Source organism: Palaeococcus pacificus DY20341 (genome assembly GCF_000725425.1).
In the GTDB taxonomy this organism is placed as follows: domain Archaea; phylum Methanobacteriota_B; class Thermococci; order Thermococcales; family Thermococcaceae; genus Palaeococcus; species Palaeococcus pacificus.
Genome location: NZ_CP006019.1, coordinates 186,440 through 213,044 on the forward strand (window position 1 = coordinate 186,440; position 26,605 = coordinate 213,044).

Genomic DNA, 26,605 nt, shown 5'->3' on the forward strand with positions numbered 1-26,605 from the left:
TTTTGGTTTTGGAAATCTTTAAAATCTCTTTGCTGAGCTTCTTTTGGTGAGCAAAATGTGGCGTGAAAAATTAAGGCAAGGAATTCTTGAAAATGATGAGATACTAATTGAGCTTACTATTGGCGGTGAATGTGGCGAGTGGCTTCCGAGCTTAGCTCTCTACGACAAGGAAAACGATGTTTGGTACTACTTTGACAACGATATTATGCCTGGGATGACGGAAGAGGAGGCTATGAGAAACGCGGTGGAGTTCTTTGAGAAGATGGTAGTCGGATTAGAGAAGCCCATATTAAAAGTCTCGCCTCTGAAGGAAGCACCAAAAGAAGTTTACGATAAGTTTGAGCACTTTTTGAAGGGGTTGAAGGATGAGGGTTAAAATTAAGCTTTATGGAGACTTAGCACTGAATCACTCCCCTGAGTTTGAGCTTGAGGTTAGAGAGGGTTCTGATGTCAAAGAACTCCTAAGGGAGCTTAAAATTAGTGTGGAAGAGCATCACATCCTTGTAAATGAGAGAAAAGTTGATGAGAGTTATAAACTCAAAGATGGCGACGTTTTAAAGCTTCTCCCTGTTGTTTACGGTGGTTAAAGGCCAACGTCCTCCCCAAACGTCAGCGTTAAGTATAGCTCAACAGTGCCGTTCTTGATATTTTGGATTATCTCTTCCTTGAATTTTTCAAGTTCTTCTCTGCTCAGCTCTCTCTTTTCACTGAGATTCTTTATCTTTCCATCGCGCTTGTCAAAAATTATAGTTTCTTCCTTTCTAACGATTAGAGGGACATAGTTTATCTTGATGCCGTAAAGCTCTTCAGCGTAGGCTATCTTTGAGAGGAGCAAATTTGTATAGCTTTTTAACTCGTCCATGGCTCATCGTCCTAAGTTCGCCAAATGCCTTTTATACTTGACGGAGCAAAAGTGAGTGGGGGATGAAAATGAAGGTGAAGGTTAGGTATTTTGCGCGCTTTAGAACTCTTGCGGGAACTTCTGAAGAGGAACTTGAGCTTAAAGAAGGGGCGACTATAAAAGACCTTGTTGAGCTCATAAAGGAGAAGCACTCTGCATTTAGTGAGGAAGTGTTTGAGCAGAACGAAGAAGCAGACGTCAATGTTTCAAGAAACGGGCGTTATGCTAAGTTTGATGAGGTTCTTCAGGAGGGGGACATAGTAGCTCTATTTCCTCCCACGAGCGGTGGTTGAAATGCTGAGCGATAGAGAGCTCGAGCGCTATGATCGACAGATTAAAATCTTTGGCATCGAAGGGCAGGAGAAGCTTAAAAACGCAAGGGTGGCAATTGTTGGTGTTGGTGGCCTTGGAAGTCCTGTAGCTTACTATTTAGCGGCCGCTGGTGTTAACCTTTTGCTGATAGATGAGCAAAAGCCTGAATTGAGCAATCTCAACCGCCAAATTCTCCACTGGGAAGAGGACTTTGGGAAGCCCAAGCCGCTTTCCGCTAAATGGAAGCTTGAAAAGCTGAATCCAGACATAGAGATCGAGACTTTTGTTGGGCGCTTGAGCGAAGATAATATTGAGGATGTTTTAGGCAATGTGGATGTCATAGTGGACTGCTTGGACAATTTCGAGACGCGCTATCTTTTAGATGAATACGCCCACAAAAAGGGCATACCTCTCGTTCATGGGGCTGTTGAGGGGCTCTATGGCCAAGTAACGACCATAATTCCGGGAAAAACCAAATGCTTACGAGAGATATTTCCGAAAGCACCAGAGAAGAAGGAATCGTTTCCAATTTTAGGGGCTACTGCTGGTGCTGTGGGAAGCATTCAGGCGGTTGAAGTGATTAAGCTTTTAACTGGCTGTGGAGAACCCTTAATGAACAAGCTTTTAATAGCTGACTTGGCCCATAATGCCTTTGAAGTTGTTGAGCTTGAATGAGATCCAAATCTGGACGGTGGAAGTATGATAATAGGTGTAGTTGGTAAAATAGCAGCAGGCAAAACAACGATAGCAAAGTTTTTGGAGGAGTTCGGCTTTTGTAGAGTCTCATGCAGCGATCCACTCATCGATTTGCTAACACACAATGTTGAAGAGTATTCTTGGGTTCCTGAGCTTCCGGAAAAAGCTGAGCCTACGAGGGATAAGCTGATTGATTATGGAAAATACCTCAAGGAAAGGTATGGGGAGGATATTCTCATCAGGCTTGCTCTCGATAAAAAAAGACACTGTGAAAATGTTGTTATTGATGGAGTGCGCTCAAGGGGAGAGATTGAGGCCGTCAAGCGCCATAGTGGTATTGTTCTCTATGTGGACGCCCCTTCTGAGGTTAGGTATGAGCGTTTGAAGCAGAGAAATGCCAGCAAGGATAAGGTAATTCAGAGCTATGAAGACTTTCTCAAAATGGATGAAGCTGAGGAGGAACTTTACCATACAAGCAAGCTCAAACATCTAGCAGATTTTGTGGTGTCAAATGATGGGACGCTTGAGGAGCTCAAAAGTAAAGTTGTGGAACTTTTAAAGAGCACCCTTTAATTATTTTGTACCGTGCGACAATAGTTTTATAACTTTGGAGTATCAAATATTAAGGACGGTGTGGGAAGTGGCTGAAATTAGTCAGATGTTAATCCCACTAAATCTGGTTGGAGGATTTGGGATTTTGATTGTAATTTATAATGGACTTAAGTATCGAAATAAGTTTTTTAGATCATTTAACAGCTTAAAACGAATCTATGACGCTTTTCTCCTAGGATTCATGATGGTGTTTCTAGGGATTCTTTTGGCATTCTATAAAATAAATAAGACATACACAACTTTAGATGTGCTCTTAAATGTCATTATTTTGGCTGTACTTTTGATATTTGGTCTCTCCTGGACGAAGCTGGTTAAAAACTTGGTAGAGGGCATAGAATCCTGTGCCACATTCTACGGGGAAGTTAAAGGGCTAGGGATAGCGTCTGGCCTCTATCTATGTAAGGATAGGGATTCGTGCCTAAACTTCTCCAAATCTCTTTTGGAGAGATTTCCAAGCATGATCATTTGCAGAGACCCATGTGAAGTGCTTAAAAAGAGGCTTGGATTTGAGGATCAAGTAAAGTGCTGGTGGCTCACAAAAGTTGAGGGGGAAAACGTTATCCATCCTACTCGGCTTCCATTTTTAACATACAACATAACTGAATTTATTAACGGGGAGGGCAAGAGGTTTGTTCTGCTTGATGGCATAGAGTACCTCGTGCTTGAGAACGGCTTTGATGCAATATACAAGTTCTTAACGACTCTTAAAGACTACGCTATACTCTATGATTCAATAATTTTGGTGCCGATAGATCCAGAGGCCTACGAGCACAAAGAGTACGGTCTCTTGTTGAGGGAATTTGAGATATTGGAGGAAAAGAAAGCTTTGTTCTCCAACACTGGTAATGTTTATGTCTTCTGATTTCAATTTTTGAAGTGATGCATATGATGAAGTTTAGGAACTATGAAGAGTATTCAAGGCACTTCTCTAAGCTCATCCAGTTAGAGAGAGAAGAGGAGATGAAGCAACATAGGGAGGAAATTGAGAAACTAAGTGGCGAGAAAAGGGAAAAGCTTGGTAGAGCGGTTCTTCACTTAAACGGAAAAGATGTGGGCAGAGGTTTAGGAGGAAGCTATCTAGTTAAGTTTGGAAGGAAGAGCTTCCCTGAGACGGAAATAAGCATCGGTGATTTGGTAATTGTGAGTAGAGGAAAGCCAAAAAAGGATGATCCTCAGGGGACTGTGGTGGAGAAAGGGAAGAATTTTCTCATAGTAGCTTTTGATAAGAAGCCTCCTCGTTGGGTATATGGCCGAGAGCTGCGGCTCGATTTATATGCCAACGACATAACTTTTCAAAGAATGCTCGAGGCTTTGAAGGTATTTAAACGAGAGGAGTTTTCAAAAATTCGGGGTGTGATTTTAGGGGGAAAAAGTCCCTCTTTTAGACCTCTCCGGTCAAAAATAGAATTTTTAAATAAAGATTTAAATCCCTCTCAAAAGATGGCTGTTAAGCGCTCCCTTGAGGCTCAGGAGCTCTTTTTAATCCACGGGCCTCCTGGAACAGGCAAAACAACCACATTGGTGGAGTCGATAATCCAGCATGTTAGGAAGGGCTACAAAGTTCTAGCGGCGGCTGATTCAAACGTAGCCGTCGATAATTTGGTGGAGAAGCTCGCCGGTTACGGTATCAAAGTAGTACGTATAGGAAACCCTGCTAGAGTTAGCAAATCCCTTTTAGAGCACACTTTGGACTATTTGGTCCAATATGAGGAGTCTTTTAAGAAGTCAGAGGAGATATGGGAGAAGATTGATAAGCTAAGGGAAGAGCAGAGAAAATACACGAAGCCTACTCCACAATGGCGTCGTGGCTTGAGTGACGAACAAATAAAAAGTCTTGCGAGAAGTGGGAGGAGCTCGAGAGGAGTTCCTTTAAGGAGACTTCAAGAGATGGCTAGGTGGCTTGAACTCCAGGAGAGAATAAATGCTCTCGTAAAGAAAGCGAGAGCGTTGGAGATGAACGCTGTTTCGAAGATTCTCGATAGTGCGCAAGTGGTCTGCTCTACGAACTCGACGGCTGGGAGTGAAATTTTATTTGGGCGAAAGTTTGATGTGGTCTTCATTGACGAAGCAACACAGGCGGTTGAGCCTTCCTGCTTGATCCCCATAACTAAAGGGAAGAAGATAGTTATGGCTGGAGACCACAAGCAGTTGCCCCCAACAATTTTGAGCGAGAAGGCAAAGCCTCTGGAGTACACTTTATTTGAGCGGCTCTTAGATGTTTATGGCGAGAATATAAAGGAGCTTTTGAGGGTTCAGTACAGGATGAACGAGAAGATAATGGAATTTCCGAACAAAGAATTCTACGGCGGGCTTTTAATGGCTCACCCAAGCGTAGCGAGGCATACTTTAGAGGACTTTAACCTTAAGTTGAGTGGTTTAGAGGATGCTGATGAGTGGCTTAAAAAATCTTTAACCCCTGCGCAGCCAGTATCTTTTATAGATACTTTTGGAAAATGCCGTGAGCGGAAGCGCAGAGGCTCAACCTCTTGGGAAAACCCGGGCGAAGCGCGCATCGTGGAAGAGATCGTTAGAAAGCTCCTTGAGATTGGGCTGAAAGCTGAGCACATTGGAGTAATCACGCCCTACGATGACCAGGTTGATGTTCTCAGGCGAAAGCTTGGGAAAATAGATGGACTTGAGATTAAGAGCGTTGATGGCTATCAAGGGCGTGAGAAGGAGGTCATTGTAATTTCATTTGTGCGCTCAAATGATAGGGGCGAAATTGGATTTTTGAAGGATTTGAGGCGCTTGAACGTTGCCATAACAAGGGCGAAGAGAAAGCTCATTATGGTTGGCGACTCAAAGACGCTCTCGAACAATGGAGTGTACAGGAGGTTAATTGAACACGTCAAAGATATGGGCGGGTATGTGGACTTTTCCTAAGGTGATGTGAATGAAAGTGCTGATTGTTTACCTCTCCATCCATCACGGGAACACCAAAAAAGTCGCAAAGGCCATGGGTGAGGTTCTAAACGCTGAGCTTGCCAAGCCCTGGGCGGTTAATCCCGAGGAGCTCGAAAAGTATGATTTGATAGGCTTTGGCTCGGGGATTTACTGGTGGAGACATCACTGGGCACTCCTTAAACTCGTGGAGGATCTTCCAAGAATGGAAGGAAAGAAGGCTTTTATCTTCTCAACAGCCGGAATGAACATCCCGTGGTACAACCACAGAGCCCTCAGGAGAGAGCTCAAAGAGAAAGGCTTTCAAATTGTTGGAGAGTTCTCATGCAGAGGCTGGGACACAAACGGCTGGCTCGCCAAAATAGGCGGCATAAATAAGGGGCATCCAAACGAGAAGGATTTAGAGAGAGCGAGGAGGTTTGCCAAGGAGTTGAAAAGAAATTTACATCCTTTCCACCCTAAATCTTGAATACACAATAAAAGAATGAATCGAATGAAACACAACGAAAAAAACTGAGAGAATAATATAAATAGAGTAGTGATAGGGTATTTTTATAAAAAGAGATTTCCCAATGAGCCCTATTCCAACAAACCATATAATTGTTGTATATGCAGGAGCCATGAATCCAAATACACTTTGACTCCAAGAAGATTCAGGAAAATATATCTGCATTAACCAAGACATAAAATATACACATATTCCAAGTACATATAGGAGAAAACCAATTTTTTGTTGTGGCTCATTAAGTTCTAATTTAAAAAGCAATGGGAGAAAGAAAACAATTACTCTTAGGGTCTTTTCCGGTATCCCGATAAATTTTGGTATGTTACTCCAAAAGTTGCTCCTTTGATATGGCTCTGGGAGTTTACTTGCAAATATAACATTCCATAAAAATATCGGAATTAATAAAATGAAGCAACTTGCCAAATAACTCATTATCCCCGTGATAACCATTATAATCCCTCCCAGTAACATTAGTTGAATTCTCAATTCCCGATATCCGATAGGATGTTAGAATCTGGCACATAGAACATATACCCTATTAATCCTCCATATATACATGCGGAGATAGTTGTTTCTATTGTGTGCCCTATCAAAACATCTGGTGGGAAAATTCCCTGAGCCATTATTATTTGAAAGCCATGATAAATGAACAGCAACATTAGACTTATCATTGTCTTCATTCTGCTACTGTTCATCAATATAATTGGTACTGAGAATACAATCCACAATAACCCTCTGATAAAGTGATAAAGCAAAAACAACGGCCTCTCCTTTATTGTCACTATTATTTGACTCATGAAATTCAATTGTTCTGTAGTTCCAGAGTAGAACAACCTGACGGCTTCAAACTGCCAAGCAACATAATAGCCAAAAAATAGGTATATTATTATGTAAAGTAACGCAAAAACAGGGGCTTTTTTCACCCAACTCTTTATTTCAATCTTTGCCAAGACCTCTTTTATGATTATATTCTCCGTGGCCTTTCGTTTTCCTAAAATAATAACTGTAAGCGGAACTACTATTATGGTTGTTATCACACCTCTTAACATAATATTTAAAATCTCCATATTTGTCATAAAAGGAAAAGCTTCTCTAAAATAGAGCGTTTCTATTTGCGCAACGAAATATTCTATTCCCCAAAAACTCAAACCTAAAGCCAAGATTAATTTAATCCCACCCCATTCTGACAATTTCACGTTTATACTTAGGGCAATTGCTCCAAGTAGAGAAACCAATAACATCAATCCAAAAATAGTATTTTGCATATCTTCTGTTACTCTTGATGTAATCTCTGAAGACACTGGTATTATCAAAGTTGGCACCATAATACCTACCACAAAAACTACTGTAAGTGCTAGTATCCTTAATATATCGCCAACGATATTCCTCATGATAACTCCTCTTAACTCTTTTAATCTTTTTAAAACCGCACCGCCCGATTGCATATAACTATGCAAACTTATAATTGCTTGGACGGAGGGTAACAAAGCTACATATCCATGCATTTCTTGAAGTTTAACTGATTATCGAATTTATTGGATGATAAGATATAACTCTTTCGCTATTGCTCTTTTTATTTGATTGTTGGTTAAGATTGATGCAAGGTTTAATATTATAAGGCATGGTGGAAGAAATTCTGTTTCCATGAGCTTGATGTTCTCGTGACAAATACATAAAAAAGAGCACAAAAAATCTAAATTCAAGCCTCCCTTATTGCCCTCTCCACGACTTCTTTGGCCTTCTTCATCAGCTCCTCCGCTTTCTCCTTCGTGTGTGCCTCAAGAGTAATGCGCATTATTGGCTCTGTCCCGCTTGGCCTAAAGAGAATCCACCACTCGTCGTTCTCAATCCTTACTCCATCAATGTCAATCAAACGCTTGTAGGAGAAGCTCTTGAGTGCTTCTTTTTCTATGAGCTCCATAGCTTTTTTCTTCTTCCCATTGGGACAGGGTATCTTTGCCCTAAGCGTCACGTAGCGTGGAACTTCCTTCGCGAGCTCGCTCAAAGGCCCAAGCTTGTCAATCATCTCCAAAACCAATGCCCCAGCGAAGATTCCATCAGGAGTTAGATTCCATTGAGGCATTATCCAAGTGCCGCTTGGCTCTCCTCCAAAGATGGCATTCTCTCTCATGATTCCCTCTGCAACAGCAACATCACCAACCTTAACTCTAACAACCTCTCCACCTAAAGGCTTAACGTAATCGTCCAAAGCGAAGCCTGCATCGACCGTCGTTATGATCTTGCCTTTTCCAAACTTGCGGAGCATGTAGCCGCTTATTAAGGAAAGCATTACCTCATACTCAACAAAGCGGCCCTCATCATCAACGACTCCAATTCTATCCGCGTCACCATCGTGGGCAATTCCGACATCGGCTTTCATAACCCTCACAGTTTTTGCTAACCCTTCAAGGCTCTTAGCGTTTGGCTCTAATTCGCGAACAAAATAGCCCGATGGGTCTGCGTTTAGGCTTATCACTTTATTTCCGAGTCTCCTTTGAAGGTAAGGACTTAGGATAGAGCCCGCACCGTTGCCCGCATCCAAGACAACTGTGTAAGAATCGTCGAGATTAACAACTTCTAGGGCTTTTTTAATGTATTCTTCCTTTGGGTCAGCATAACTGAGCTTTCCAATTTCGTTCCAAGCGGCTTTCTTAAAGCTCTCGCTCTCTAGAATGTGCTCAAGCTCGTTTTCCATCTCATTCGTGTAGGCCATTCCATTCTTTTGCCATACTTTTATTCCATTGTACTGAGGAGGATTGTGTGAAGCCGTAATCGTAACTCCAGCATCTGCTTCATAGAGCTTAATCGCAAAGCCTGTTAACGGAGTAGGAGAAAGCCCAATGTCTATAACTTCCACTCCCGTACTCAAAAGCCCGCTTATGAGAGCACTCTTAAGCATCTCACCGCTCGTCCTTGTATCCATGCCAACGACGACTTTACCCTCTCCAAGAAAAGTCCCCAAAGCTTTTCCGACCTTTAAAGCCAGCTCTGGAGTGAGCTTTTCGTTCACGACTTCTCTTATTCCGCTCGTACCGAAATACTTGCCCATTTTTCTGCCCCCCATTGCTACTAAACACTTATCTACTACTTGTGAATATAATTTTTTGGGTGAATGTTGTGAGTGAAAAGTTCACTTATTCAAAAGCGGTGGCAATTTTTGCGGTTTTAGTCTTAGCGGTGTTGATCTTCAGTGGTCTCTACTTTGATGTGAAGCTAACGCTCATTGCCTGCCTCTTTTGGTGTTCTTGGTGGTTCTCTTCCTCGGCTGGAGCAACAACCAAAAGCTTAACAAAGGTGAGATGCGGCGGGCAATTACCGCAGCTCTGGTTTCAACGTTCATAGTAATCGTATTGGGCAATCAATATCTTTTAATTCCCTCGGAGCTCAGAAACTACTTTTTAGGCGTTCTATCCACCATAGTGGGCTTTTACTTTGGCTATAGGGGGAGAGAAACTGAGGAAGAAAAGATAGAGAGGGTTATTGAGAGCTTAAGTGGCGGCAGAGAAAGAGAAGAGCAAAATACTGAAGCCGGTACCGCTACAAACTCTTCCTAAGCTCCTCAGCAAGCTCCACCAAACGTTTAGCCCTCTCCACATCGATGTCATTTTTTGTTTTTCCCTCCTTCTTAATCCAAGTTCCCACTATAAAGCCATCTGCATACTTCCAGAGCTTCGGTAGATTGTCGTAAGTTGTGCCTGAACCAACCAAAATAGGGACGCTTGAGAGCTCTTTAGCTTTTTTAAGCTTTTCTGAGTCAACTTCACCGCCTGTCCTCTTTCCGCTTATAATTACAGCATCAGCTAAACCTCTCTCGATTGTGTCGTTCAAGGCTTCCTCAAAGTCTCCAAAGTGATACGCATGCTTAACGTGCACATCAGCAAAAACCTTGATTTTGCTCGGTAAGGATTTTCTAAGCTTTGCCAGCTCATAGGCAATTCCTTCAATGATGCCCTGATCGGTGTACGCCACTCCACTGAGAACGTTCACTCTTATGAAGTCTGCCTTCACAGCATATGCTATTGAATAAGCCGCTACCCCATCATTTCTTAAAACGTTAATGCCGAGCGGGAGGGAAATTTCCTCCTTAATAGCTTTTGCAACAACACTTAAAGAAGCAATGGTTATGGGTTCGACTGTCTTTGGAAACGGCACATCATTGAAGTTCTCAACCATTATGGCATCAAAGCCCGCTTTTTCTAACTTTTTAGCTTCGATTACTGCATGGTCTATGACCTCATCAAAGTTCTTTTCGTAAAGGTAAGAGCCCGGCAAAGGCTTGAGGTGAACCATACCTATGAGGAGCTTTCTTTCAAAGTTCATCTTATCACCAAAGGAAAATATGGGCTGGGACTATTAAACTTCTCCGCCTGCAGGTTTTTCTGCTATGACCATAATCTCTATGTCATCCAAATCTACTTTCCTCTTTCCCCATCTTCCAGCAGTGCCTCCCCAAATGGCTTTTACTTCAAACCCTACCATTTTGAACATCAAGTAAAGCTCTGTAGGGACGTAAACACGTTCTCTAATCGGGACTTTTGTGCCATCAGGTGCCTCAATTTCTTCAAAGAACGTCATGGTGTTTGGGTCAAAGGTTCCTTTGGCTATGTCCTCGTTTGATGCTCCTTTAATTCTTGAAAGAGCACTTAAGGCGGTCAAGATAAATTTTCCGCCGGGCTTTAAGGACTCATAAATGTTCTTGAGTATCGCCAAGTCGTGCTCTATTGGGTCGTCACTTGAACCGATTAACGAAAAAGCACCTTCGCAGAGGCATATGGCAGCGTCAAATTCCTCCTCACGCTTAAACTTCGTAGCATCTGCTTTTATGAACTCCACTTCAACACCTTCTTTTTGAGCTCGTTTTCTTGCTTCTTCAAGCATTCCTCGGGAAAGATCTATTCCTGTTACTCTGTATCCTCTTTTTGCAAGCTCTATTGAGTGCCTTCCGACACCACAGCCAACATCCAATATTTTGGCTCCTTCTGGCAGCTGAAACTCATTTAATAAAAACTCTACTTCCTCTTTTGTGTATTTAGTAAACGGCTCTTTCAAGTAGTGACTTGCTTCTCTATCAAAAAAGTCTTCCCATTCAGTCTTTTTTGTCATTTTTACACCCTCCAGCGCTTTTTGTTATTTGGAATATATAAGCCTTTGTGGTGATATAGCACAAGCCTAAAATATCATGTGAACACTAGCTATCATAGGTGGGACTATGAGCGAAGAAAAACTTCCAAAAGGAATTCTTGAAAACCTTTATCCCGATGAGGATGTGCTGTATGCAATTAAGAAGAAGTTCAGCCTTGAAGCAAAGCCAAAATGGCTGGTTGTAACAAATTTAAGGATTCTCTACATTGATGAGAAGATTTTGGGCAGATACGACTTAACAGCTATTCCCTATGAAAAGCTTGAGCTTGTGTATGTAAAGGTGGGTAAGGTCTCTTCAGAGTTTATAATCAAGAAAGAGGATGGAGAGGAAATTAAGCTCTCAAGGATGGATAAAGAAGAGGCTAAGAATGCTATTGGAGCGATAAGGGATGCTTTAAATGAGATTGCTGTTGAGCCTGTGACTATTGAAAGAAAGAAGCACCTCATGAGCGAAGAGTGGATTATCCACAAGCCTAGGGAAGTGGTTAGCAGGTCAATAAGAATGGAGTCTAGAAGGTTTACAGCCAAAACGGAGGACCCGCTTGAGAAGCTCAAAAAGCTCAAAGAGCTCTATGATATGGGTGTGATAACTCAGGAGGAGTACGAAGAAAAGAGAAAGAAGCTCTTGGAGCAGATTTGAGCTTTTTTAATCCAAATCCATTTCTAATAAAATTCCACTCTCCTCGAACCCCATGCTTTTGTAGAACTCCCTAGCTCTGAGGTTGCTAATCTCCGTGCTCACTTCAACCTCGACGCATCCCAACTCCCTGCACAGCTCCACAGCAGCCTCTATAAGATTTCCTCCTATTCCCATCCCTCTGTGCTCCTTGGATACAACGAGCTCATCAATCAGCCCAGAAGGTGCGGAGTGGAGAATCGTCCTGCGGATGTTTAAGTGAAGAGCTCCCACTATTTTCCCGTTTAATTCCGCGACCAATAAATGCGCATTTGGGGCCTTTAGAATTTTCCTGCAGTTCTCAAGTATGGCATTTTTATTTATGCCCTCTTCGCTTTCGAGGGTTTCAATGAGCTCTACCATAAGGCTTTTAATTTCGTGCAAATCTGACTCTCGGGCTTTTCTAATAATGAGATCGCTCATTTTCCCACCTAAAGAAAGTTTTTGTATTCACTTATAACAATTTTCATATACTTGAAAAGCCAATATTAAAGCATGAATGAGAGGCAAAAGAAAATTGTAATTTTTCTAATCTTGCTGATCCTTACTGGTCCGTTCGCTTTTCTTTGGTTAGCTTTAGTTGGGCTTAGAGAAAGCCAAAAAGCTGAAATTGAGGTAGAAGAGCCTGAAAAACAAAAAGAAGATGTATTTGAGTGGAAGAGCATTTGGGATGAAGATTAGCTCCTCCTAAAGAGCAAAACCACTAGAGAGATTGCTAAAATCACGCCTACTCCGCAGATTTGGCCTGAGCTCATTGTTTCATGTTCAATGGGTTCTTCGCTTAAAATTACAGTTGTATTTGCTCTGCCGTATAGTGTAACGTTTAAGGGCTCAAGCTCACCCCAAGGCAAGCCTCTGTAGAGCTGAACTTCAAAAGTGGCACCCTTTGGAAGGCTGACGACTTGGAAGTAGTAACCTGTGCTGGATTTGTAGAGAGGTATTGGCTCAGCCAGCTCTGGTATGTCGCCTTTAATCCAGAGCTGCCCTGTTGTATTGATGTAGCTCTCGTTGATGACGAGTAGAGCTGGAGTCTGCTCCCCGCTCAAATATCTTATTCTCATAGCGTTGCTCCTTTCTCCATTGTTCTCGACGGTTACATTCACCCATGCCTCTTTCGTCTTGATTTTTGGCATCTCGAAGACTATCATATCCTCTTTCCACTCCAGAATCTCGGCGTCTTTTTTCTCTTCTTCGCTCTTGACTATGACTTTTCCTCCCTTTCCAAAAGCAACGCCTCCGAGGAGGACTTTGTCTCCAGGCTGAGCGAAGTATGGAGTAACCGAACCTATAAGCGGCTTTTCCTGCTTTCCGAGGTATGAGAACACCAAAATTCTATTCTTTGGAGCCTCCAAAGTAGCTCTGCCATTTTTAACGCTCATCTCGACACCGTAGAGAACGTCTCTATAAGTCCCATCGCTCCAGTTGAGCGGAATTTCCAAAGCCTTATCTTCCCTCTTATTGAGCACCACTAAAACGCGCTCCCCGCCAAAGCTCCGCTCGAATGCCCAAGTTGTGTAGCTCATGTGCAATGTCCTAAAATCCCCGTAAGCTAAAGCATTATTCTCCTCCCTGAGCTCTGCTAAAGTCCTTATTATCCTCGCCGCCTCGGTGGTGTTGTCAAAAATCATCATTGGCCTGTTGTAGGGGTCACCTTTGCCGTCTTTGCTCACCAAATAGCTCTCATCTCCGTAGTAAATCACAGGGATGCCAGGCAAAGTCATAATCAAGCCCAAAGCCATGTGATAGCCTTCTTTGCTCCGGCTTTCGCTTAGAAACCTTGGAAGGTCATGGCTGTCGAGGAAGTTTACAGCCTTGTTGGGGTAAATAAATTGAGAGTAATACTTCTCGAGCTCTTTGGCGAGGTCTTCAAAGCTGCCACCAAAGCCCAGTGTGGTGAAGATGTTCCCTCTTATGGGAATACTTAAGAGCGGCGAAACGTTTGCGTACTGGTAAAAGTGGAACATATCGTCGTCAGTAGCATAGCTCAGCTTATAGTATTCGCCGAAAATGAAGAGAGGCTCTTTTTGATAGGCGTGAGCATAAAAGCTCGTCAGCCAGCCCAGGTCCATATGCTTTACCGCATCTATTCTAAAGCCGCAGGCGCCGGCTTGAATGAACAAATCGAGACTCTCCTTTAGGTAACTATCAACCCAAGGATTGAGGTGGTTGAAGTCCGCCAATCCAAAGAGGTTCTTTGATTTCATTTCCCAGCCGTACCAGTTCTCTATGTTCCCATTATGGCGATAAATGTTCTCTAAACTGCTAGTGTAGGGATTTAGCGTTGCGTTCTCCTTGTCTTTGTAGTAGTGTGTAATGAAAGTGCCGTTGTCGTAGAGCGATGCATACTCTCCATCGGTTGCTGGATTGGAGTGATTGGGAACAAAATCCACTATTATACATATGTCTCTCTTTTTTGCCTCTTTTACAAGGCGCTCAAAGGTTTCCCAGTCCCCAAAGTGCTCCTCTATTCTTTTATAATCGCGCGTCCAGTAGCCGTGGTACGGGGCACTCGCCCCCGCCATCCTGTTTATGTTGTCGTTGATGGGTGAGAGCCATATCATGCTAACGCCGAGGCTTTGGAGGTAGTCAAGCTTCTCTATTATTCCCTCCAAATCTCCACCCCAGTAGAGGTAGTAGTTGGTGTGCGTAGAGTCGTAAAATGGCTCATTGTTGCTTTTATTTCCATCGTAAAAGCGGTCGACCATTATTTGATAGATAACTCCTTTCTCGGGAATTTGATATGCTAAAGCGTTGGGAATCATGAGCAGGAGCATAAACACTAAAGCGATCTTCCTCATTATATCACCAAGAGTGATAGAAAAGGGAAAGTTATAATCTTTTTGCTAATTGATTGTGATTCAGTACTCTCTGAGCTCCTCAATTGAAAGTTCGACGGTCTTCTCGCATATTTCTTCACTGGGTGCTTTGAGAACTCGCAGCATAGTCCCTCTACATGTCTTCTTCCATTCTAATACGCTTGTAGCGACTTCTTCTAATAATGGCACTATTTCCGGATTTCTCCTTTCCATAGATTGTTTATTTATGAAATAAAGGGCGATCCTGGTTTTATTTCCAACAAAGGTTGATATATTTCTCACGAGCCTTATCGCTTCATTGTTTTCTGCCACTAAAAAGAGCTTATGAATTCCTAACACGGGATTAAAGGAGATATTCTCGTTAGCACGCCATTTATCGTAAATCTTTCCGTAATATTTAAAGTCCAATGTGTATTTATCGATTTCAACCCTATCTACAACGTTACCAAGCTTTCTATATCCACCTATTTTTATTACATCTGTTTTCAGAAGCTTATCTGTGGGGAGTCCTATGATCTCCAATCGTGTTATGAACTCTGCTAAAGTATCGCCTATATCGTCTATGATAACTTGAATTCCCCTTTTCTCGCAGTATCTGCTTATTATATACAACAGAAGCTCTGGGGAAGAAATTGAATCGTACTCAATTAGCACAGTCTCTCCGGGTTTTAAGTTAGAAAAAATGAGTTCCAGCTCATTACATATCACTTAGGCCTCACCTAAATTATGCATAGCACTACTAACTTATAAAAACTTTGTCCATATGGCTGGTGGGATGTGGAAAAAATTTTCTAAACTATCTTTCCAAATGTCAATATCCTTGGGGAGATGAATCCGCCTAGTTCTTCTTCCTTTTTTCCAAGGGCGTTTATGGATTTGATAACCTCAAAGACGTTGCCTACGAACATGTTGTCCTTGAATGGTTTGAGTTCTCCATCTTCAATTTTGTATCCAAGCTCTACAGTTAAAGAAAAGTCTCCACTTATCGGATTAGCTGTGTGCTCTCCAAATACCTTTTTAATGACTACTGCATTATCGAGGTCTTCTAAGTCTTCTCTCCTACCGTCAACGATTAAATTACTCGTGCCTATGTGAGGGGTGGTCCTAAAATCTCTCACAGCATTTCCTGTGCTTTTAGCATTCATGAGCTTTGCGTAGTACTCATCGAAGAGGAAGCTCTTCAAAATGCCTTCTTCAATTAGAACTGTCCTTTGGCTTGGATTTCCTTCGCCGTCAAAAGAATAACTCCCGAGCTTTCCTTCAATTGTGGAGTCATCTATTAGAGTAAACGCTTCGTTCGCCACATCCACTCCGGGGTTCTCGAACCTGGAGCGTTTGTGATAAACGTTATCTGCGTATAGATTGCTCATTAGTATCCCAATGATTGAAACAGCTGTGTGGGGCTCTAAAACTACTTCTCCCTCAAAACCACTTTCCTGTTTGGCGTTGAAGCTCAAATCGGCATCTCTTAGAGCGCTCTTTAGGCCTTTAGAGAGCTCCTCTTCGAAGTCTGGAATGTTTCTAAAACCCTTGTAGTAGCTCCCGCTCCCATTTTTGCCCATTTCTCTCTTAATGATGTAGAGACCAAAGCTCATGGCTGTGCTTGGCTCTTGCTTCTCAACCCCATTGGAGTTGGCAATCCCGTCCACTGCATGTCCAAAGGCTAAGCTTCCTGATAGGGTGTAGGCTTTCCCTATCTCCTCTTTCAGCTCTTTCTCTTTCTCGAGAAGCACTTTTGCATATTCAATGGCATCTTCGAAGCTTAGCTCTTCGATTTTCCTATCGTGTAGGCCTTTAACACGCTTAAATTTGCTCTCTTTGGCAAAGCCTAAAAAAGGGACTTCGCTGACTTTCGCCAGCTTTATAGTTCTATTAACAAACTTTTCGAGCGTGGCTCTATCATGGTTTAAGCCAGTTATATAAGAAAAGCCCTGTCTGCCTTTGTAACCGATCCTAAGACCTATCCCAGAGTGATACTTTCTTTGGGCTCTCTCTAACCTCCCGCGCTCAATTTTAAATGAACTCCCTCTCCCAGCTTCCCAATAAATCTCCCACTCGACGTTTTTGTGATTGAGGATCCTGATGAGCTCGTCTATCAAAGTAATCCCCCCACTAAGGCCTTCGTTAATACATGCGGCCCGCCATCATCAACGGACACCCATTGGCCTTTACCGCAGTAGCCAGGGAACTCAATCTTCAAGTCCTTGCCAATTGCCTTTATGTTCTTCAAGACATCTAGAATCTTGCCAGAGAGTGCGACATCTCTTATGTGTGCTTTAATCTCTCCATTTTCAATGAGGTATCCTTCTTTAGCCCCAAACATAAAAGTCCCGTTTGCTATATCAACCTCACCGCCTTTGTCCCCTATGAGGTAGAGACCTCTCTTAACTTCACCGAGCATTTCCTCAAAGCTCCAGTCTCTCGGCTCTATGTATGTGTTGCTCATCCTCACGAGCGGCTGATAGTTGTAGCTCTGCGCTCTTCCATGTCCGTTAGGTTCTAGCTCTAAATAAGCAGCTGTTTCTCTGTCGAGGAGGTATTCATTTAAAACGCCGTTTTTTATTATCTCTACGCGCTTGGCCTTTACTCCCTCGTCGTCATAGATATAACTCCCAAATTTGCCTTTCAAAGTTGGGTCGTCCACAACGGTAAGTTCTTCAACCGCTATCTTCTCACCAAGTTTGTCCCCTAATATGCTCTCACCGTTCTTTATTGCATCTCCCTCGCTCGCATGCCCGAGGGCTTCATGAATGAAAACTCCCGCTAATTCAGGATCCATTATCACATCAAATTCTCCCGACGGTGGGAGTTGAGCTCTTAAGAGAGCTTTGGCTTTGTCCTTCACAAATGATGTCCATTCTTCAAAATTTATTCTCTCTATAACTTCCCATCCTCTCGTTCCGCCAAAGACCTTCCAATAGCTCTGCATGTCGTTTCCTTCTTTAGCCGTTGCAGAAAATGAGAGCCTTATTTTTGGAACCAGTGTCTCTATTTCACTCCCAAGTGAGTTGAAGTAGAACTGCCATTTTTTCCCTTCTCCATAAATGATTTTCCTGTTTACAATTTTATCTCCCTTTAAAAGTCTATCTATCTCCCTGACGAGGTTTAACTTCTCTTCCAAGTCAATATTTTCAAAGTCCTTTTTTGTCTTTATGTATGCTTTCTCACTAGTTGGATCATCCTCATGGACTTTCGAGCTCCCCCGGTTTATCTTTGCTATCTTCATAGCGGTTTCTATTGCTTTTTCGGCCCGCCTGATATCATTTGCTGAGGAAAATCCCCACGCTCCGCTAAATGCTCTCACTCCTATTCCAATTTCTGTATTTGATGATAGTTCTTCAAGCTGGGAGTTCTGCATCGCCAATGATGTAGCATTAATCTTAGCTATTCTCACCTCATAATAGCTGATATCATACTTTCTCGCCAGCTCTTCTGCTCTTTTCATAAGAAGTTCAATTTCCATGATAATTCCTCCGGATATCATTGATAATGAATGATGAGTAGTCATACATATTGAGTACATTCAAGGTTTTATCAATGCTCTTGGAGCACTCATAACAAAGAAGTTTTAAATTTTTGGGAATCTATACTTAATTTTGAATTCTATTGAGTGTCTACCAGTGAGGGTATTATCACTTATGGCTAACAACCTTTGGTTATTAATTTGATGTTTTTAATATCTTGTTTTTGACCTTTGTTGCAAAGTGTAAACTTTACAAAATGCTTTTAAAACTGATAAACGGAGTATAAATCAGATTGAGCTAAAAAAAGTTATGATGGGGTTTTAAACCAAAAGTGGAGGGAGGAACAATGAGTTTCATTATTGTATTCATGTGGTCATTCGTGCTCTGGTTAGTACTGACGGCAGGCACTAAAGGAATGCTGTGGAGCGCGGAAGAGTTAGCTGCGGGCGTTGTATTCTCCCTAATTGTGGGATACGCCACTAGAGATATCATTGGAGAGAAAGCGGGCAGGTTTTTAAATCCTGCAAGATGGGTCGGTTTTATAGTTTACTCAATAGGTCCTCTATTTTGGGGTATGGTCAAAGCGAATTTTGACGTTGCTTATAGAGTTATAACAGGGAAGATAAAGCCTGGAATTGTTAAAGTTCCAGTGGATTTGGAGAATGATGCTCAATACACTATTTTGAGCAACTCAATTACCCTAACACCTGGAACCCTCACCATTGATGCATGCCCTGATGAGAAGGCACTCTATGTGCACTGGATTTATGTGACGGACGAACACCCAGAGAGCTCCGAACCAATTTCAGGCTCATTTGAAAAATGGGCAAGGAGGTTAGGAAAATGATTGCACCAGTGTTCTTCTATTCAGCACTAATAGTTATGATTGGAGCGTTTTTATCAGTGTTGAGAGTGCTCTTTGGTCCTACAGTACCTGATAGGGTGGTTGGTGTTGATACGCTAAACACCCTCATCGTTGCGGGAATGATACTCCTTGGAGCGGCCTATGACAGGACAATTTACATTGACATTGCCATAGTTTACGCTCTGCTCAGCTACATAGGCACTCTAGCTATAGCGAGATACCTGCAGGGGGGATTGGAGTGATAGAATACGTAATTTATGCTTTCTTGGCGATTAACATAATCTTCAACCTCTTAGGGAGCTTTTCACTTCACCGCTTCCCTGATGTCTATACGAGGCTTCACGGTGCGACGAAGTGTACCACATTTGGGACCATATTTGCGGTTTTAGCAGTTATCGTTCACGCGCTTTACCAGTTGAAAGTCACAAATGATCCAAAATATCTCCAAATGGCCCTTCACAGCATAGTTGCTTTAGTTGCTTTGCTTTTGACCAACCCGACAGGAGCTCATGCACTAGCAAAAGCGGCTCATTTGAGCGGTGTAAAGCCAGCTAAAGCGGTTATCGATGCATATGAAGAAAAGCTTAGGGGTGAAGCCCAATGAATGTTTTAAGTGTTGATGTGATTCTTCAGTTCGGGCTCTTACTTGGTATACTGCTTTCAGCTTATCTCACAATAACCTTTAGAGACTTATTAAGCGCTGCTTTGGCCTCAGCGGCAATGAGCCTTCTCCTAAGCTTGGAGTTTTACCTACTCCACGCTCCGGACGTTGCAATAGCTGAAGCCGCGGTAGGAGCGGGTGTTGTTACTGCTATAGTAGTCTATGGAATTGCTAAAACTGAGAGATGGGAGCGTGAGGCACCATGAAGAGAACTTTTGGAGCTTTGGCATTGCTCTTCATACTCGGCGTTCTGCTCATAGTGGCTCACCCAGATTATGGCCTAAAGTTTGGCCTTGGCGGAAAAGATTGGCAAACCTATCGCTATACGGACGAATACTACATTGAGCACGGTATTGAGGAAGTGGGTGGAACCAACATTGTTACGGATATAGTCTTCGACTACAGAGGATACGATACTATTGGAGAGGCCACAGTTCTCTTCACCTCAATAGCTGGTGCTGTTGCTTTGTTGAGGAAGTGGAGGGAGGACGATGAGTGAGGACATGGGGTTAATAGTCAAAACTATGGCGAGAGCTACGATTCCCCTCATAGGAATCTTCGGAGCTTACGTAATCTCTCACGGACACCTAACACCCGGAGGAGGTTTCCAAGGAGGAGCTACTATAGCGGGAGCGGGCGTGCTCTTTTTAATAGCCTTTGGATTGAGTGAGGCTAAGAAGCGCTATGATCATCACGTTTACTCTGCTTTGGAGAGCCTTGGAGGGCTGGTCTTTCTAGGTGCAGCAATGCTGGGTTTGAGCGTAGCATTCTTCTACAACACCCTTTGGAGAAAAGGCATAGCCTTTGCAGGAGAACCAGGCACTCTCTTATCAGCAGGATACTTACCCATAATGAACCTAGCCGTTGGATTAAAGGTATTTGCTGGTTTAGTAAGTGCCATGATGGCTATAGCCGTCTACAGGAGGTGGAAGGAATGATTCCTCTTCAATTCATCACTGCATTCCTCTTAGTATTCATGGGGCTCTACGCTTTCCTGTACAAGCGTAACTTGATTAAGCTCATCTTAGCCCTGAACATTATCGACGCAGGAATTCACTTGCTTTTAATAAGCTTTGGCTACCGCTTGGAAGATGGAACACTACCCACAGCGCCGATTTACACAGGCTATGAGACGCTAAAAGGAACGCCTATGGTTGGTCCAATTCCTCAAGCTTTGGTGCTCACATCAATTGTCATTGGAGTTTGTATCCTCGCTCTGGCTATGGCATTGACGATTAACGCTTACAGGCACTACGGAAGCTTAGACATCAACAAGTTAAGGAGGTTGAGAGGATGAGCGCTTTACCATTCTTAATTATCATCCCTCTCTTAGGAGCATTTTCAATGCCCATCATCAGCTTATTCGGAGAGAAAGCGAGAAGCGCCTGGGCCATGTTGGTGAGTGCATTAACTTTAGGCGTTGCCTCCAAGGTGTTCTACGATGTGTGGAGCACCAAGCAACTGATAGTCTATACCTTGGGAGATACCACACCACTAGGAAAAGGCGTGAACTTCCCAATAAGAATCCTCTGGGAAGTTGATTTACTTGGGGCCCTAATGGCTCTTATAGTAACCTTCGTGGGATTCATGGCCATAATCTACTCCATCGAATACATGAAGCACGACACTGGACTGGAGAAGTACTACACCTTAATCCTGGTCTTGGAACTCGGAATGCTTGGTATAGTAATTACAGGGGATATGTTCAACTTCTACGTGTTCCTTGAGATAATGAGCATAGCGAGCTACGCTTTGGTGGCCTTTAGGAACGATACATGGGAGGGCATTGAAGCGGGTATTAAGTACATGTTCGTTGGTTCCTTAGCGAGCTCATTCATCCTCTTAGGAATTGCACTCCTATACGGGCAGTATGGAACCCTAACAATGAGCTACCTTGCAGTGAAGATAGCTCAAAACCCAACTTTAGTAAGCAAAGTGGCTTTAGGGTTCTTCATAGGCGGGCTCTTGTTTAAGAGCGGTGCTGTTCCAGTTCACATGTGGCTATCAGATGCTCACCCAGCAGCACCGAGCTCAATTAGCGCTATGCTCTCTGGTTTGGTCATAAAGGTGGGTGGAGTTTACGCTTTAACTAGAATTGCTTTCAGCATTTACGCAACGAGCATAAGCATAAAGACAGTTGGATGGATAATAATTTTCTTTGGATGCGTGACGTTAATAGTTGGAAATGCAATGGCAGTTATTCAAACGGATATGAAGAGACTATTTGCTTTCTCAAGTGTCGGTCAAATAGGCTACATTCTCTTGGGTATAGGCATTGGATTGACAGCCTACGGCACGAAAGTTGGAGACATAGCATTGGCGGGTGCAATATACCACATTATCAACCACGCCTTGATGAAGGCTCTCCTCTTCCTTGTCGCTGGTGCAGTGCTCCACCAAGTTGGGACTAAGAATCTCAACGAGCTCAGCGGATTGGCTAAGAAGATGCCCCTCACAAGCTTTGCCTTCCTTATTGGAGCTGCTGCAATAGTAGGTTTGCCACCTTTGAACGGCTTTGCAAGCAAGTGGCTAATCTATGAGAGCTCTGCTCTGTACAACCCATTCCTAGCGGCCATAGCAGTGTTGGGCACAGCCTTCTGTACAGCAGCTTACATTAGGGTTCTCTTCACGTTCTTTGGAAGGCCGAGCGAAGTAGTGGAGAATGCAAAAGAGCCAGGAAAAGCAATGATAATTCCAATGCTGATATTAATACTCGCAATAATCATAATGGGACTCTTCCCATGGCAGATAAGCGACAAAATAATGCTTCCAACCGTTGACATGATTAAGGATCAGCTTCACTACGTTGTGGCAGTTATAGGAGGTGCTTGAGATGTTTGGATATTGGGATGCCCTTTACTTCCTCTATGTTTTAGCGATAGGCATGATCATCGCTTACATGCTCTTTAAGTGGGCTGAAAGGTCTAGTATGGGGACTAGGAGAACCGGCGACGGTACTAAGATATTTATCAGCGGTGAGGATGAGGACAACGTAATTCCACAATTCGAACACTTTCAGGGCTATTACACAGGAAGACACACTATGTGGGGCTTGATTAGGGGAATACACAGAATGTTCCTCATATTTAGGAGAGAGCACACAGGATTGCTGACGGACTATGTGGCATATTTGCTGATAACAACGGCCGTAGTCCTAGGCGCTTTGGTAATATGGGGGTGAGTAGATGAGTGAAGAGAGGAGAGAATTAGAAAAGAGAATTGCAAAACTATGCAAGTACATAGGAAGATCACCTTGGGTATTTCACGTTAACAGCGGATCATGCAACGGATGTGATATCGAGATTATTGCGGCACTAACCCCAAGATATGACGCGGAGAGGTTTGGTGTGAAATTAGTTGGAACCCCAAGGCACGCAGATATTTTGCTGGTAACAGGGCCAATTACCGACCAAAGCTTGGAGAGGGTTAAGTTAGTCTATGAGCAAACACCAGACCCAAAGGTTGTGATGGCAATTGGGGCGTGCCCCACTGGTGGCAGTGTTTTCTTTGAGAGTCCATTCACCAACGCACCTTTAGACAAGCACATCCCTGTAGATGTCTTCATCCCAGGATGCCCACCAAGGCCAGAAGCGATCCTACATGGTGTTGTTTTAGCTTTGGAGAAGCTTATAAAAAAGATAGAAGGTGAGAAGGAATGACTCCTGAGGAATTCATTGAGAGAATAAAGGAGAAGTTTGAAGTTGACGCTCACATTTCCGAGAACAAGATGCCACACCCAAGGAAGAGGGTTTGGATAAATGTGGATAGAGCAAAGTTCAAAGACTTGATGAAGTTCATAAAGGAGATTGATCCTCACGCACAGTTCTCAATCATAATAGGCGAGGACAGGGGAGATTATCTAAGCGCAGAATACCACCTAGAATTATTCTATGAGCAGGAGCCAAGCTTATCCGTAATAGTTGCAACTGCATGCCCTAAGGACGACCCAAAAATACCGAGCTTAGGTGATGTATTCCCAAGCTCAGTGCCCTATGAGCGTGAAAACAAAGAATTCTTGGGAATCGAGTTTGAAGGAATTCCCGATCCAAGAAGGCTCTTCCTTCCAGATGACTTCCCAGAGGGAATTTACCCATTGAGGCTTGATGATAAGGGAATAAAGCCTGAGATGGTCAAGAACGCAGGTCACCCATACAAAATCAAAAAGGAGGGCTCAAAATGAACAATAGGATTGAGTATTGGGTTAAAATACCCATAGGTCCCATTCACCCTGCCTTAGAGGAGCCCGAGAAGTTCATAATAACCCTCGATGGAGAGCGTATAATTAATGTTGACGTAAAGCTCGGATACAACTTGAGGGGCCTTGAATGGATTGCAATGAGGAGGAACTACATACAGCTCATGTATTTGGCAGAGAGGATATGTGGAATATGTTCATTCTCCCACAACCACACCTATACAAGGGCCGTTGAGGAAATGGCTGGCATAGAAGTGCCAGAGAGAGCGGAATACATCAGGGTAATCGTGGGTGAGCTTGAGAGAATCCACTCTCACCTGCTCAACCTTGGAGTCGTTGGACACGCTATAGGCTACGACACCGTTCTCCATCTAAGCTGGCTTGCAAGAGAGAAGGTTATGGACATCCTAGAGGCCATAGGAGGAAACAGAGTTAACTACGCCATGAACACAATTGGAGGAGTTAGAAGAGACATTGAAGAGAAGCATAAGAGGGCCATTCTGGACATGATAGCATACTACAAGAACGAGATCATGCCCAAGATAGAGGAGATATTCCTCTACGACCCAACAGTTGAAGCTCGTTTGAGGGATGCTGGTGTTATTCCAAAGAGGATAGCGATTGAGTACAGTGCTCAAGGGCCTACGGCGAGAGGAAGCGGTATTAAAAAGGATGTTAGATACAATGAAAAGCTCGGTGTGTATCCTGACCTAGGTGTCAAGCCAATAACACCCAAAGAATTCACAGGAGTCATCAAGGGAGACGTTTTTGATAGAATGGTCGTTAGAGTTGGCGAGCTCTGGCAGAGCATGGAGCTTATAGAGAGGGCCTTTGACCAGATGCCTGAGGGGAAGATAAAGGCCTTTGTCAAGGATAACGTCGCACTAGTCAAGCTGAAGAAAGCAGATGGAGAGGGAATAGGAAGGTATGAAGCACCGAGAGGTGAGGTTATTCACTATGTCAGGGCAAATCCTGGAAAGGACATACCCTCAAAGTGGAAGGCAAGAGAGCCGACATTTCCAAATCTCTTCGCAGTTGCAAGGGCTTTGGTTGGCGAACAACTAGCAGATGTCCCAGTTGCAATAGCATCAATTGACCCATGTTTGAGCTGTACGGATAGAGTAGCGGTTATAGATGCAAGAACTGGAAAGAGGAAGATTTTAATGGAAAAAGACCTTCTTAGAGCTTCAATCGAGAAGACGAGAGAGATTAACCCAAAAGTTAGTGCCAAACCTGAGGTAGTTGGTATCGGCTGCCCAAGGGGTGATTTGCTATGAACCTCATTTACGCTACATTAGGCTTAATTGGGCTTTACATCTACGTTTCATTCGCTTCCCTGCTTTGGGAAGGCCTTGATAGGAAGCTCGTGGCGAGAATGCAGAGGAGAGTAGGTCCTCCCCTCTTGCAGCCCTTTTACGACTTCCTAAAGCTTGTGAGCAAGGAATCAATAATTCCAAGGCACGCAGGCAAAATATTTGAGCTTGCACCAGTGTTCGCCTTGACAGTTTCAATAGCTCTCCTAGCATACACGCCCTTCGGCTTTGCTCCACTTTTTAACACCAAAGGCGATGTCATTGTGTTTATTTATTTACTCACCTTAATCGCCTTCATTAGGGTAGTAGGGGCAATAAACTCAGGTTCACCTTACGCTCAAATAGGTGCTCAGAGGGAAATGATAATCTTAGTCTCAAGAGAAGTGCCCATGATGCTTGGCCTCTTTGCAATACTTTGGCGCTTAAGCAAGCTCGGCGTTAGCAAGCCATTCAGCTTGGCAACATTTTACGAGCACAACATCTGGGAAATTGGAACTCCTTTGGCTTTCATGGGTACGATAATACTCCTCTTAGTCTTCCTGGCATGGCTTGCAAGTGAAATTGAAGCGGGATACTTTAACATCCCTGAGGCTGAGCAAGAACTAGCTGAAGGTCCAATGGCAGAATACAGCGGAAGACATTTGGCTTTGTTCAAGCTCAGCAACGCTTTGAAGGAGTTTATAAGCGCAAGCTTAGTCGTGGCCATATTCTTCCCATGGGGCATAAGCGGTTTAGTAGGTCTCACAGGAACAAGCGCTATAATAGCCGACTTAATCTTCCACACACTCAAGGTCTTTGCAGTGCTTTTCGTAAGCATGAGCATCTTTAGGGCTGTAACAGGAAGGCTTAGGATCACGCAGGCAGTCCAAGTATTTTGGCTTAGAATGCTTCCAGCAGCAATCATAGGAGTATTGCTTATAGCAATTGACATCTTGGAGGTGATAGCATGAAAGTTCCACCAACTCTCTCTGTAGTCCTTGGAAACTTGCTCAAAAAACCAGCCACAAACCAATTCCCAAAGAGCGAGCCAGTCCCAACACCAGAGGGCTTTAGAGGAAAACTCCTATATGATAAGGACAAATGTATAGGGTGTAGGCTCTGTATAACCGTGTGTCCAGCAGGTGTCTTTGAGTATGTTCCAGAAATAAAGAAGGTGACCCTTTGGTTGGGCAGATGTGTCTTTTGTCAGCAGTGTGTGGATGTATGTCCCGTCAATGCCCTAGAGATGAGCGATGAATTCCTCTTGGCTACCTATGACAAGTACGACGACAACCTTAGATGGCTTAAAAACGAAGAGATCGAGAAGATGATTGAGGAGCAGAAGAGCAAGAAAGTCAAAAAGTACCGCATAATTGAGGATAAATGTAAAGGGTGTACTCTATGTGCTAGAAAGTGTCCACAGGATGCTATCAGCGGCTCACCAGGAAAGATACATAAGATTGACCCCAAAAAGTGTGTTGGCTGCGGCTTGTGTGCCACTGTATGTAGATTTGGTGCAATAGAGGAGTATGAAGAGTAACCCTCTCTTCTAAATTTTTATCTAAAA

The 26,605-nt window shown here is 43.3% G+C and carries 36 protein-coding genes; 25 read left to right on the top strand and 11 right to left on the bottom strand.

Translation table 11 applies throughout. The features are described 5' to 3' along the window. The first annotated feature begins 55 nt into the window (after positions 1–55). Positions 56–376: a hypothetical protein gene (locus tag PAP_RS00985; protein WP_048164163.1), complete on the top strand. Its 321-nt coding sequence runs from the start codon at positions 56–58 to the stop codon at positions 374–376. Beyond that, positions 366–587, top strand: a complete 222-nt coding sequence (locus tag PAP_RS00990; protein WP_048164164.1) for a MoaD/ThiS family protein — start codon at positions 366–368, stop codon at positions 585–587. The genes PAP_RS00985 and PAP_RS00990 overlap by 11 nt, the downstream gene beginning before the upstream one ends. Here PAP_RS00990 and PAP_RS00995 read toward each other — a convergent pair. Beyond that, entirely contained in the window at positions 584–862 is a 279-nt protein-coding gene (locus PAP_RS00995; RefSeq protein WP_048164165.1) for a hypothetical protein, read from the bottom strand. The genes PAP_RS00990 and PAP_RS00995 overlap by 4 nt on opposite strands. Positions 863–930: 68 nt before the next feature. Between PAP_RS00995 and PAP_RS01000 the strand changes: the two genes are divergently transcribed. The 6 genes from PAP_RS01000 to PAP_RS01025 all read left to right on the top strand — a co-directional run bounded on the left by PAP_RS01000 (position 931) and on the right by PAP_RS01025 (position 5,891). After that, a complete protein-coding gene (locus PAP_RS01000) occupies positions 931–1,194 on the top strand; it encodes a ubiquitin-like small modifier protein 1 (RefSeq protein ID WP_048164167.1) in 264 nt (87 codons plus the stop codon). Position 1,195: 1 nt separating this feature from the next. Beyond that, complete coding sequence (locus PAP_RS01005) at positions 1,196–1,888, top strand: ThiF family adenylyltransferase (RefSeq protein ID WP_048164168.1); 693 nt, start codon at positions 1,196–1,198, stop codon at positions 1,886–1,888. A gap of 24 nt (positions 1,889–1,912) precedes the next feature. Next, entirely contained in the window at positions 1,913–2,482 is a 570-nt protein-coding gene (locus tag PAP_RS01010; protein WP_048164169.1) for an AAA family ATPase, read from the top strand. A gap of 67 nt (positions 2,483–2,549) precedes the next feature. Then, positions 2,550–3,383: a DUF835 domain-containing protein gene (locus PAP_RS10085; RefSeq protein ID WP_052649025.1), complete on the top strand. Its 834-nt coding sequence runs from the start codon at positions 2,550–2,552 to the stop codon at positions 3,381–3,383. Between the two features lie 23 nt (positions 3,384–3,406). After that, on the top strand, positions 3,407–5,404 hold the full coding sequence (locus PAP_RS01020) for an IGHMBP2 family helicase (RefSeq protein WP_236626998.1): 1,998 nt from the start codon (positions 3,407–3,409) through the stop codon (positions 5,402–5,404). A gap of 10 nt (positions 5,405–5,414) precedes the next feature. Beyond that, positions 5,415–5,891, top strand: a complete 477-nt coding sequence (locus PAP_RS01025) for a flavodoxin family protein (protein WP_048164170.1) — start codon at positions 5,415–5,417, stop codon at positions 5,889–5,891. Here PAP_RS01025 and PAP_RS01030 read toward each other — a convergent pair. From PAP_RS01030 to glmM, 3 genes are all read right to left on the bottom strand, one after another. Then, the gene (locus PAP_RS01030) at positions 5,865–6,377 is read right to left on the bottom strand and encodes a hypothetical protein (protein ID WP_048164171.1); all 513 of its coding nucleotides are present in this window, start codon (positions 6,375–6,377) and stop codon (positions 5,865–5,867) included. The two genes, PAP_RS01025 and PAP_RS01030, sit on opposite strands and share 27 nt — an antisense overlap. A 32-nt stretch (positions 6,378–6,409) precedes the next feature. Continuing rightward, on the bottom strand, positions 6,410–7,318 hold the full coding sequence (locus PAP_RS01035) for a hypothetical protein (protein ID WP_048164173.1): 909 nt from the start codon (positions 7,316–7,318) through the stop codon (positions 6,410–6,412). Positions 7,319–7,626: 308 nt separating this feature from the next. Then, on the bottom strand, positions 7,627–8,976 hold the full coding sequence (gene glmM, locus PAP_RS01040; protein ID WP_048164174.1) for a phosphoglucosamine mutase: 1,350 nt from the start codon (positions 8,974–8,976) through the stop codon (positions 7,627–7,629). Positions 8,977–9,175: 199 nt separating this feature from the next. Here glmM and PAP_RS01045 point away from each other — a divergent pair, with 199 nt between their 5' ends. Further along, positions 9,176–9,481, top strand: coding sequence for a hypothetical protein (locus PAP_RS01045; protein ID WP_052649027.1), 306 nt, complete (start codon positions 9,176–9,178; stop codon positions 9,479–9,481). Here PAP_RS01045 and PAP_RS01050 read toward each other — a convergent pair. Further along, positions 9,465–10,247: a BtpA/SgcQ family protein gene (locus tag PAP_RS01050; protein ID WP_048164175.1), complete on the bottom strand. Its 783-nt coding sequence runs from the start codon at positions 10,245–10,247 to the stop codon at positions 9,465–9,467. The two genes, PAP_RS01045 and PAP_RS01050, sit on opposite strands and share 17 nt — an antisense overlap. 33 nt (positions 10,248–10,280) lie before the next feature. Further along, the gene (locus PAP_RS01055; protein WP_048164176.1) at positions 10,281–11,030 is read right to left on the bottom strand and encodes a class I SAM-dependent methyltransferase; all 750 of its coding nucleotides are present in this window, start codon (positions 11,028–11,030) and stop codon (positions 10,281–10,283) included. 106 nt (positions 11,031–11,136) lie between these two features. Here PAP_RS01055 and PAP_RS01060 point away from each other — a divergent pair, with 106 nt between their 5' ends. Next, positions 11,137–11,709, top strand: a complete 573-nt coding sequence (locus PAP_RS01060) for a PH domain-containing protein (protein WP_048164178.1) — start codon at positions 11,137–11,139, stop codon at positions 11,707–11,709. 6 nt (positions 11,710–11,715) lie between these two features. Here the strand turns inward: PAP_RS01060 and PAP_RS01065 are convergent, their stop codons facing one another. Then, positions 11,716–12,168, bottom strand: a complete 453-nt coding sequence (locus tag PAP_RS01065; RefSeq protein ID WP_048164179.1) for a GNAT family N-acetyltransferase — start codon at positions 12,166–12,168, stop codon at positions 11,716–11,718. A gap of 72 nt (positions 12,169–12,240) precedes the next feature. Between PAP_RS01065 and PAP_RS01070 the strand changes: the two genes are divergently transcribed. Continuing rightward, the gene (locus PAP_RS01070) at positions 12,241–12,426 is read left to right on the top strand and encodes a hypothetical protein (protein ID WP_048164180.1); all 186 of its coding nucleotides are present in this window, start codon (positions 12,241–12,243) and stop codon (positions 12,424–12,426) included. Here PAP_RS01070 and PAP_RS01075 read toward each other — a convergent pair. The 4 genes from PAP_RS01075 to PAP_RS01090 all read right to left on the bottom strand — a co-directional run bounded on the left by PAP_RS01075 (position 12,423) and on the right by PAP_RS01090 (position 18,024). After that, complete coding sequence (locus PAP_RS01075) at positions 12,423–14,543, bottom strand: alpha-amylase family glycosyl hydrolase (RefSeq protein ID WP_048164181.1); 2,121 nt, start codon at positions 14,541–14,543, stop codon at positions 12,423–12,425. The two genes, PAP_RS01070 and PAP_RS01075, sit on opposite strands and share 4 nt — an antisense overlap. Before the next feature lie 60 nt (positions 14,544–14,603). Next, positions 14,604–15,269, bottom strand: a complete 666-nt coding sequence (locus tag PAP_RS01080) for a DUF257 family protein (RefSeq protein ID WP_048164182.1) — start codon at positions 15,267–15,269, stop codon at positions 14,604–14,606. A gap of 83 nt (positions 15,270–15,352) precedes the next feature. Beyond that, the gene (locus PAP_RS01085; RefSeq protein WP_048164183.1) at positions 15,353–16,660 is read right to left on the bottom strand and encodes a TldD/PmbA family protein; all 1,308 of its coding nucleotides are present in this window, start codon (positions 16,658–16,660) and stop codon (positions 15,353–15,355) included. Beyond that, entirely contained in the window at positions 16,657–18,024 is a 1,368-nt protein-coding gene (locus PAP_RS01090) for a TldD/PmbA family protein (protein ID WP_048164184.1), read from the bottom strand. The genes PAP_RS01085 and PAP_RS01090 overlap by 4 nt, the downstream gene beginning before the upstream one ends. 347 nt (positions 18,025–18,371) lie before the next feature. Here PAP_RS01090 and PAP_RS01095 point away from each other — a divergent pair, with 347 nt between their 5' ends. The 14 genes from PAP_RS01095 to PAP_RS01160 are packed head-to-tail and all read left to right on the top strand — an operon-like array spanning position 18,372 to position 26,578. Then, positions 18,372–18,872, top strand: coding sequence for a monovalent cation/H+ antiporter subunit E (locus tag PAP_RS01095; protein ID WP_048164185.1), 501 nt, complete (start codon positions 18,372–18,374; stop codon positions 18,870–18,872). Further along, the gene (locus PAP_RS01100; RefSeq protein ID WP_048164186.1) at positions 18,869–19,132 is read left to right on the top strand and encodes a cation:proton antiporter; all 264 of its coding nucleotides are present in this window, start codon (positions 18,869–18,871) and stop codon (positions 19,130–19,132) included. The genes PAP_RS01095 and PAP_RS01100 overlap by 4 nt, the downstream gene beginning before the upstream one ends. Continuing rightward, positions 19,129–19,494 carry a monovalent cation/H(+) antiporter subunit G gene (mnhG, locus tag PAP_RS01105; protein WP_048164188.1) on the top strand — a complete coding sequence of 122 codons (366 nt, stop codon included), beginning with the start codon at positions 19,129–19,131 and terminating at the stop codon, positions 19,492–19,494. The genes PAP_RS01100 and mnhG overlap by 4 nt, the downstream gene beginning before the upstream one ends. Continuing rightward, on the top strand, positions 19,491–19,757 hold the full coding sequence (locus PAP_RS01110; RefSeq protein WP_048164189.1) for a DUF4040 domain-containing protein: 267 nt from the start codon (positions 19,491–19,493) through the stop codon (positions 19,755–19,757). Before mnhG ends, PAP_RS01110 begins: the two co-directional genes overlap by 4 nt. Beyond that, the gene (gene mbhE / locus PAP_RS01115; RefSeq protein WP_048164191.1) at positions 19,754–20,050 is read left to right on the top strand and encodes a hydrogen gas-evolving membrane-bound hydrogenase subunit E; all 297 of its coding nucleotides are present in this window, start codon (positions 19,754–19,756) and stop codon (positions 20,048–20,050) included. Before PAP_RS01110 ends, mbhE begins: the two co-directional genes overlap by 4 nt. Beyond that, positions 20,043–20,489: a Na(+)/H(+) antiporter subunit B gene (locus tag PAP_RS01120; RefSeq protein ID WP_048164192.1), complete on the top strand. Its 447-nt coding sequence runs from the start codon at positions 20,043–20,045 to the stop codon at positions 20,487–20,489. Before mbhE ends, PAP_RS01120 begins: the two co-directional genes overlap by 8 nt. After that, complete coding sequence (locus PAP_RS01125; protein WP_048164193.1) at positions 20,486–20,848, top strand: NADH-quinone oxidoreductase subunit K; 363 nt, start codon at positions 20,486–20,488, stop codon at positions 20,846–20,848. Before PAP_RS01120 ends, PAP_RS01125 begins: the two co-directional genes overlap by 4 nt. Continuing rightward, on the top strand, positions 20,845–22,383 hold the full coding sequence (locus PAP_RS01130) for a proton-conducting transporter transmembrane domain-containing protein (protein WP_048164194.1): 1,539 nt from the start codon (positions 20,845–20,847) through the stop codon (positions 22,381–22,383). Before PAP_RS01125 ends, PAP_RS01130 begins: the two co-directional genes overlap by 4 nt. A 1-nt stretch (position 22,384) precedes the next feature. After that, complete coding sequence (locus PAP_RS01135) at positions 22,385–22,732, top strand: hypothetical protein (RefSeq protein WP_048164195.1); 348 nt, start codon at positions 22,385–22,387, stop codon at positions 22,730–22,732. A 4-nt stretch (positions 22,733–22,736) separates the two neighbouring features. Continuing rightward, positions 22,737–23,210: an NADH-quinone oxidoreductase subunit B family protein gene (locus tag PAP_RS01140; RefSeq protein WP_048164196.1), complete on the top strand. Its 474-nt coding sequence runs from the start codon at positions 22,737–22,739 to the stop codon at positions 23,208–23,210. Beyond that, a complete protein-coding gene (locus PAP_RS01145; RefSeq protein ID WP_048164197.1) occupies positions 23,207–23,731 on the top strand; it encodes an NADH-quinone oxidoreductase subunit C in 525 nt (174 codons plus the stop codon). Before PAP_RS01140 ends, PAP_RS01145 begins: the two co-directional genes overlap by 4 nt. Continuing rightward, positions 23,728–25,023 (top strand): hydrogenase large subunit, encoded by a 1,296-nt coding sequence (locus tag PAP_RS01150; RefSeq protein WP_048164199.1) that lies wholly within the window; start codon positions 23,728–23,730, stop codon positions 25,021–25,023. Before PAP_RS01145 ends, PAP_RS01150 begins: the two co-directional genes overlap by 4 nt. Then, complete coding sequence (locus tag PAP_RS01155; RefSeq protein ID WP_048164200.1) at positions 25,020–26,009, top strand: respiratory chain complex I subunit 1 family protein; 990 nt, start codon at positions 25,020–25,022, stop codon at positions 26,007–26,009. The genes PAP_RS01150 and PAP_RS01155 overlap by 4 nt, the downstream gene beginning before the upstream one ends. Continuing rightward, the gene (locus tag PAP_RS01160; protein WP_048164201.1) at positions 26,006–26,578 is read left to right on the top strand and encodes a 4Fe-4S binding protein; all 573 of its coding nucleotides are present in this window, start codon (positions 26,006–26,008) and stop codon (positions 26,576–26,578) included. The genes PAP_RS01155 and PAP_RS01160 overlap by 4 nt, the downstream gene beginning before the upstream one ends. Positions 26,579–26,605: the final 27 nt, after the last annotated feature.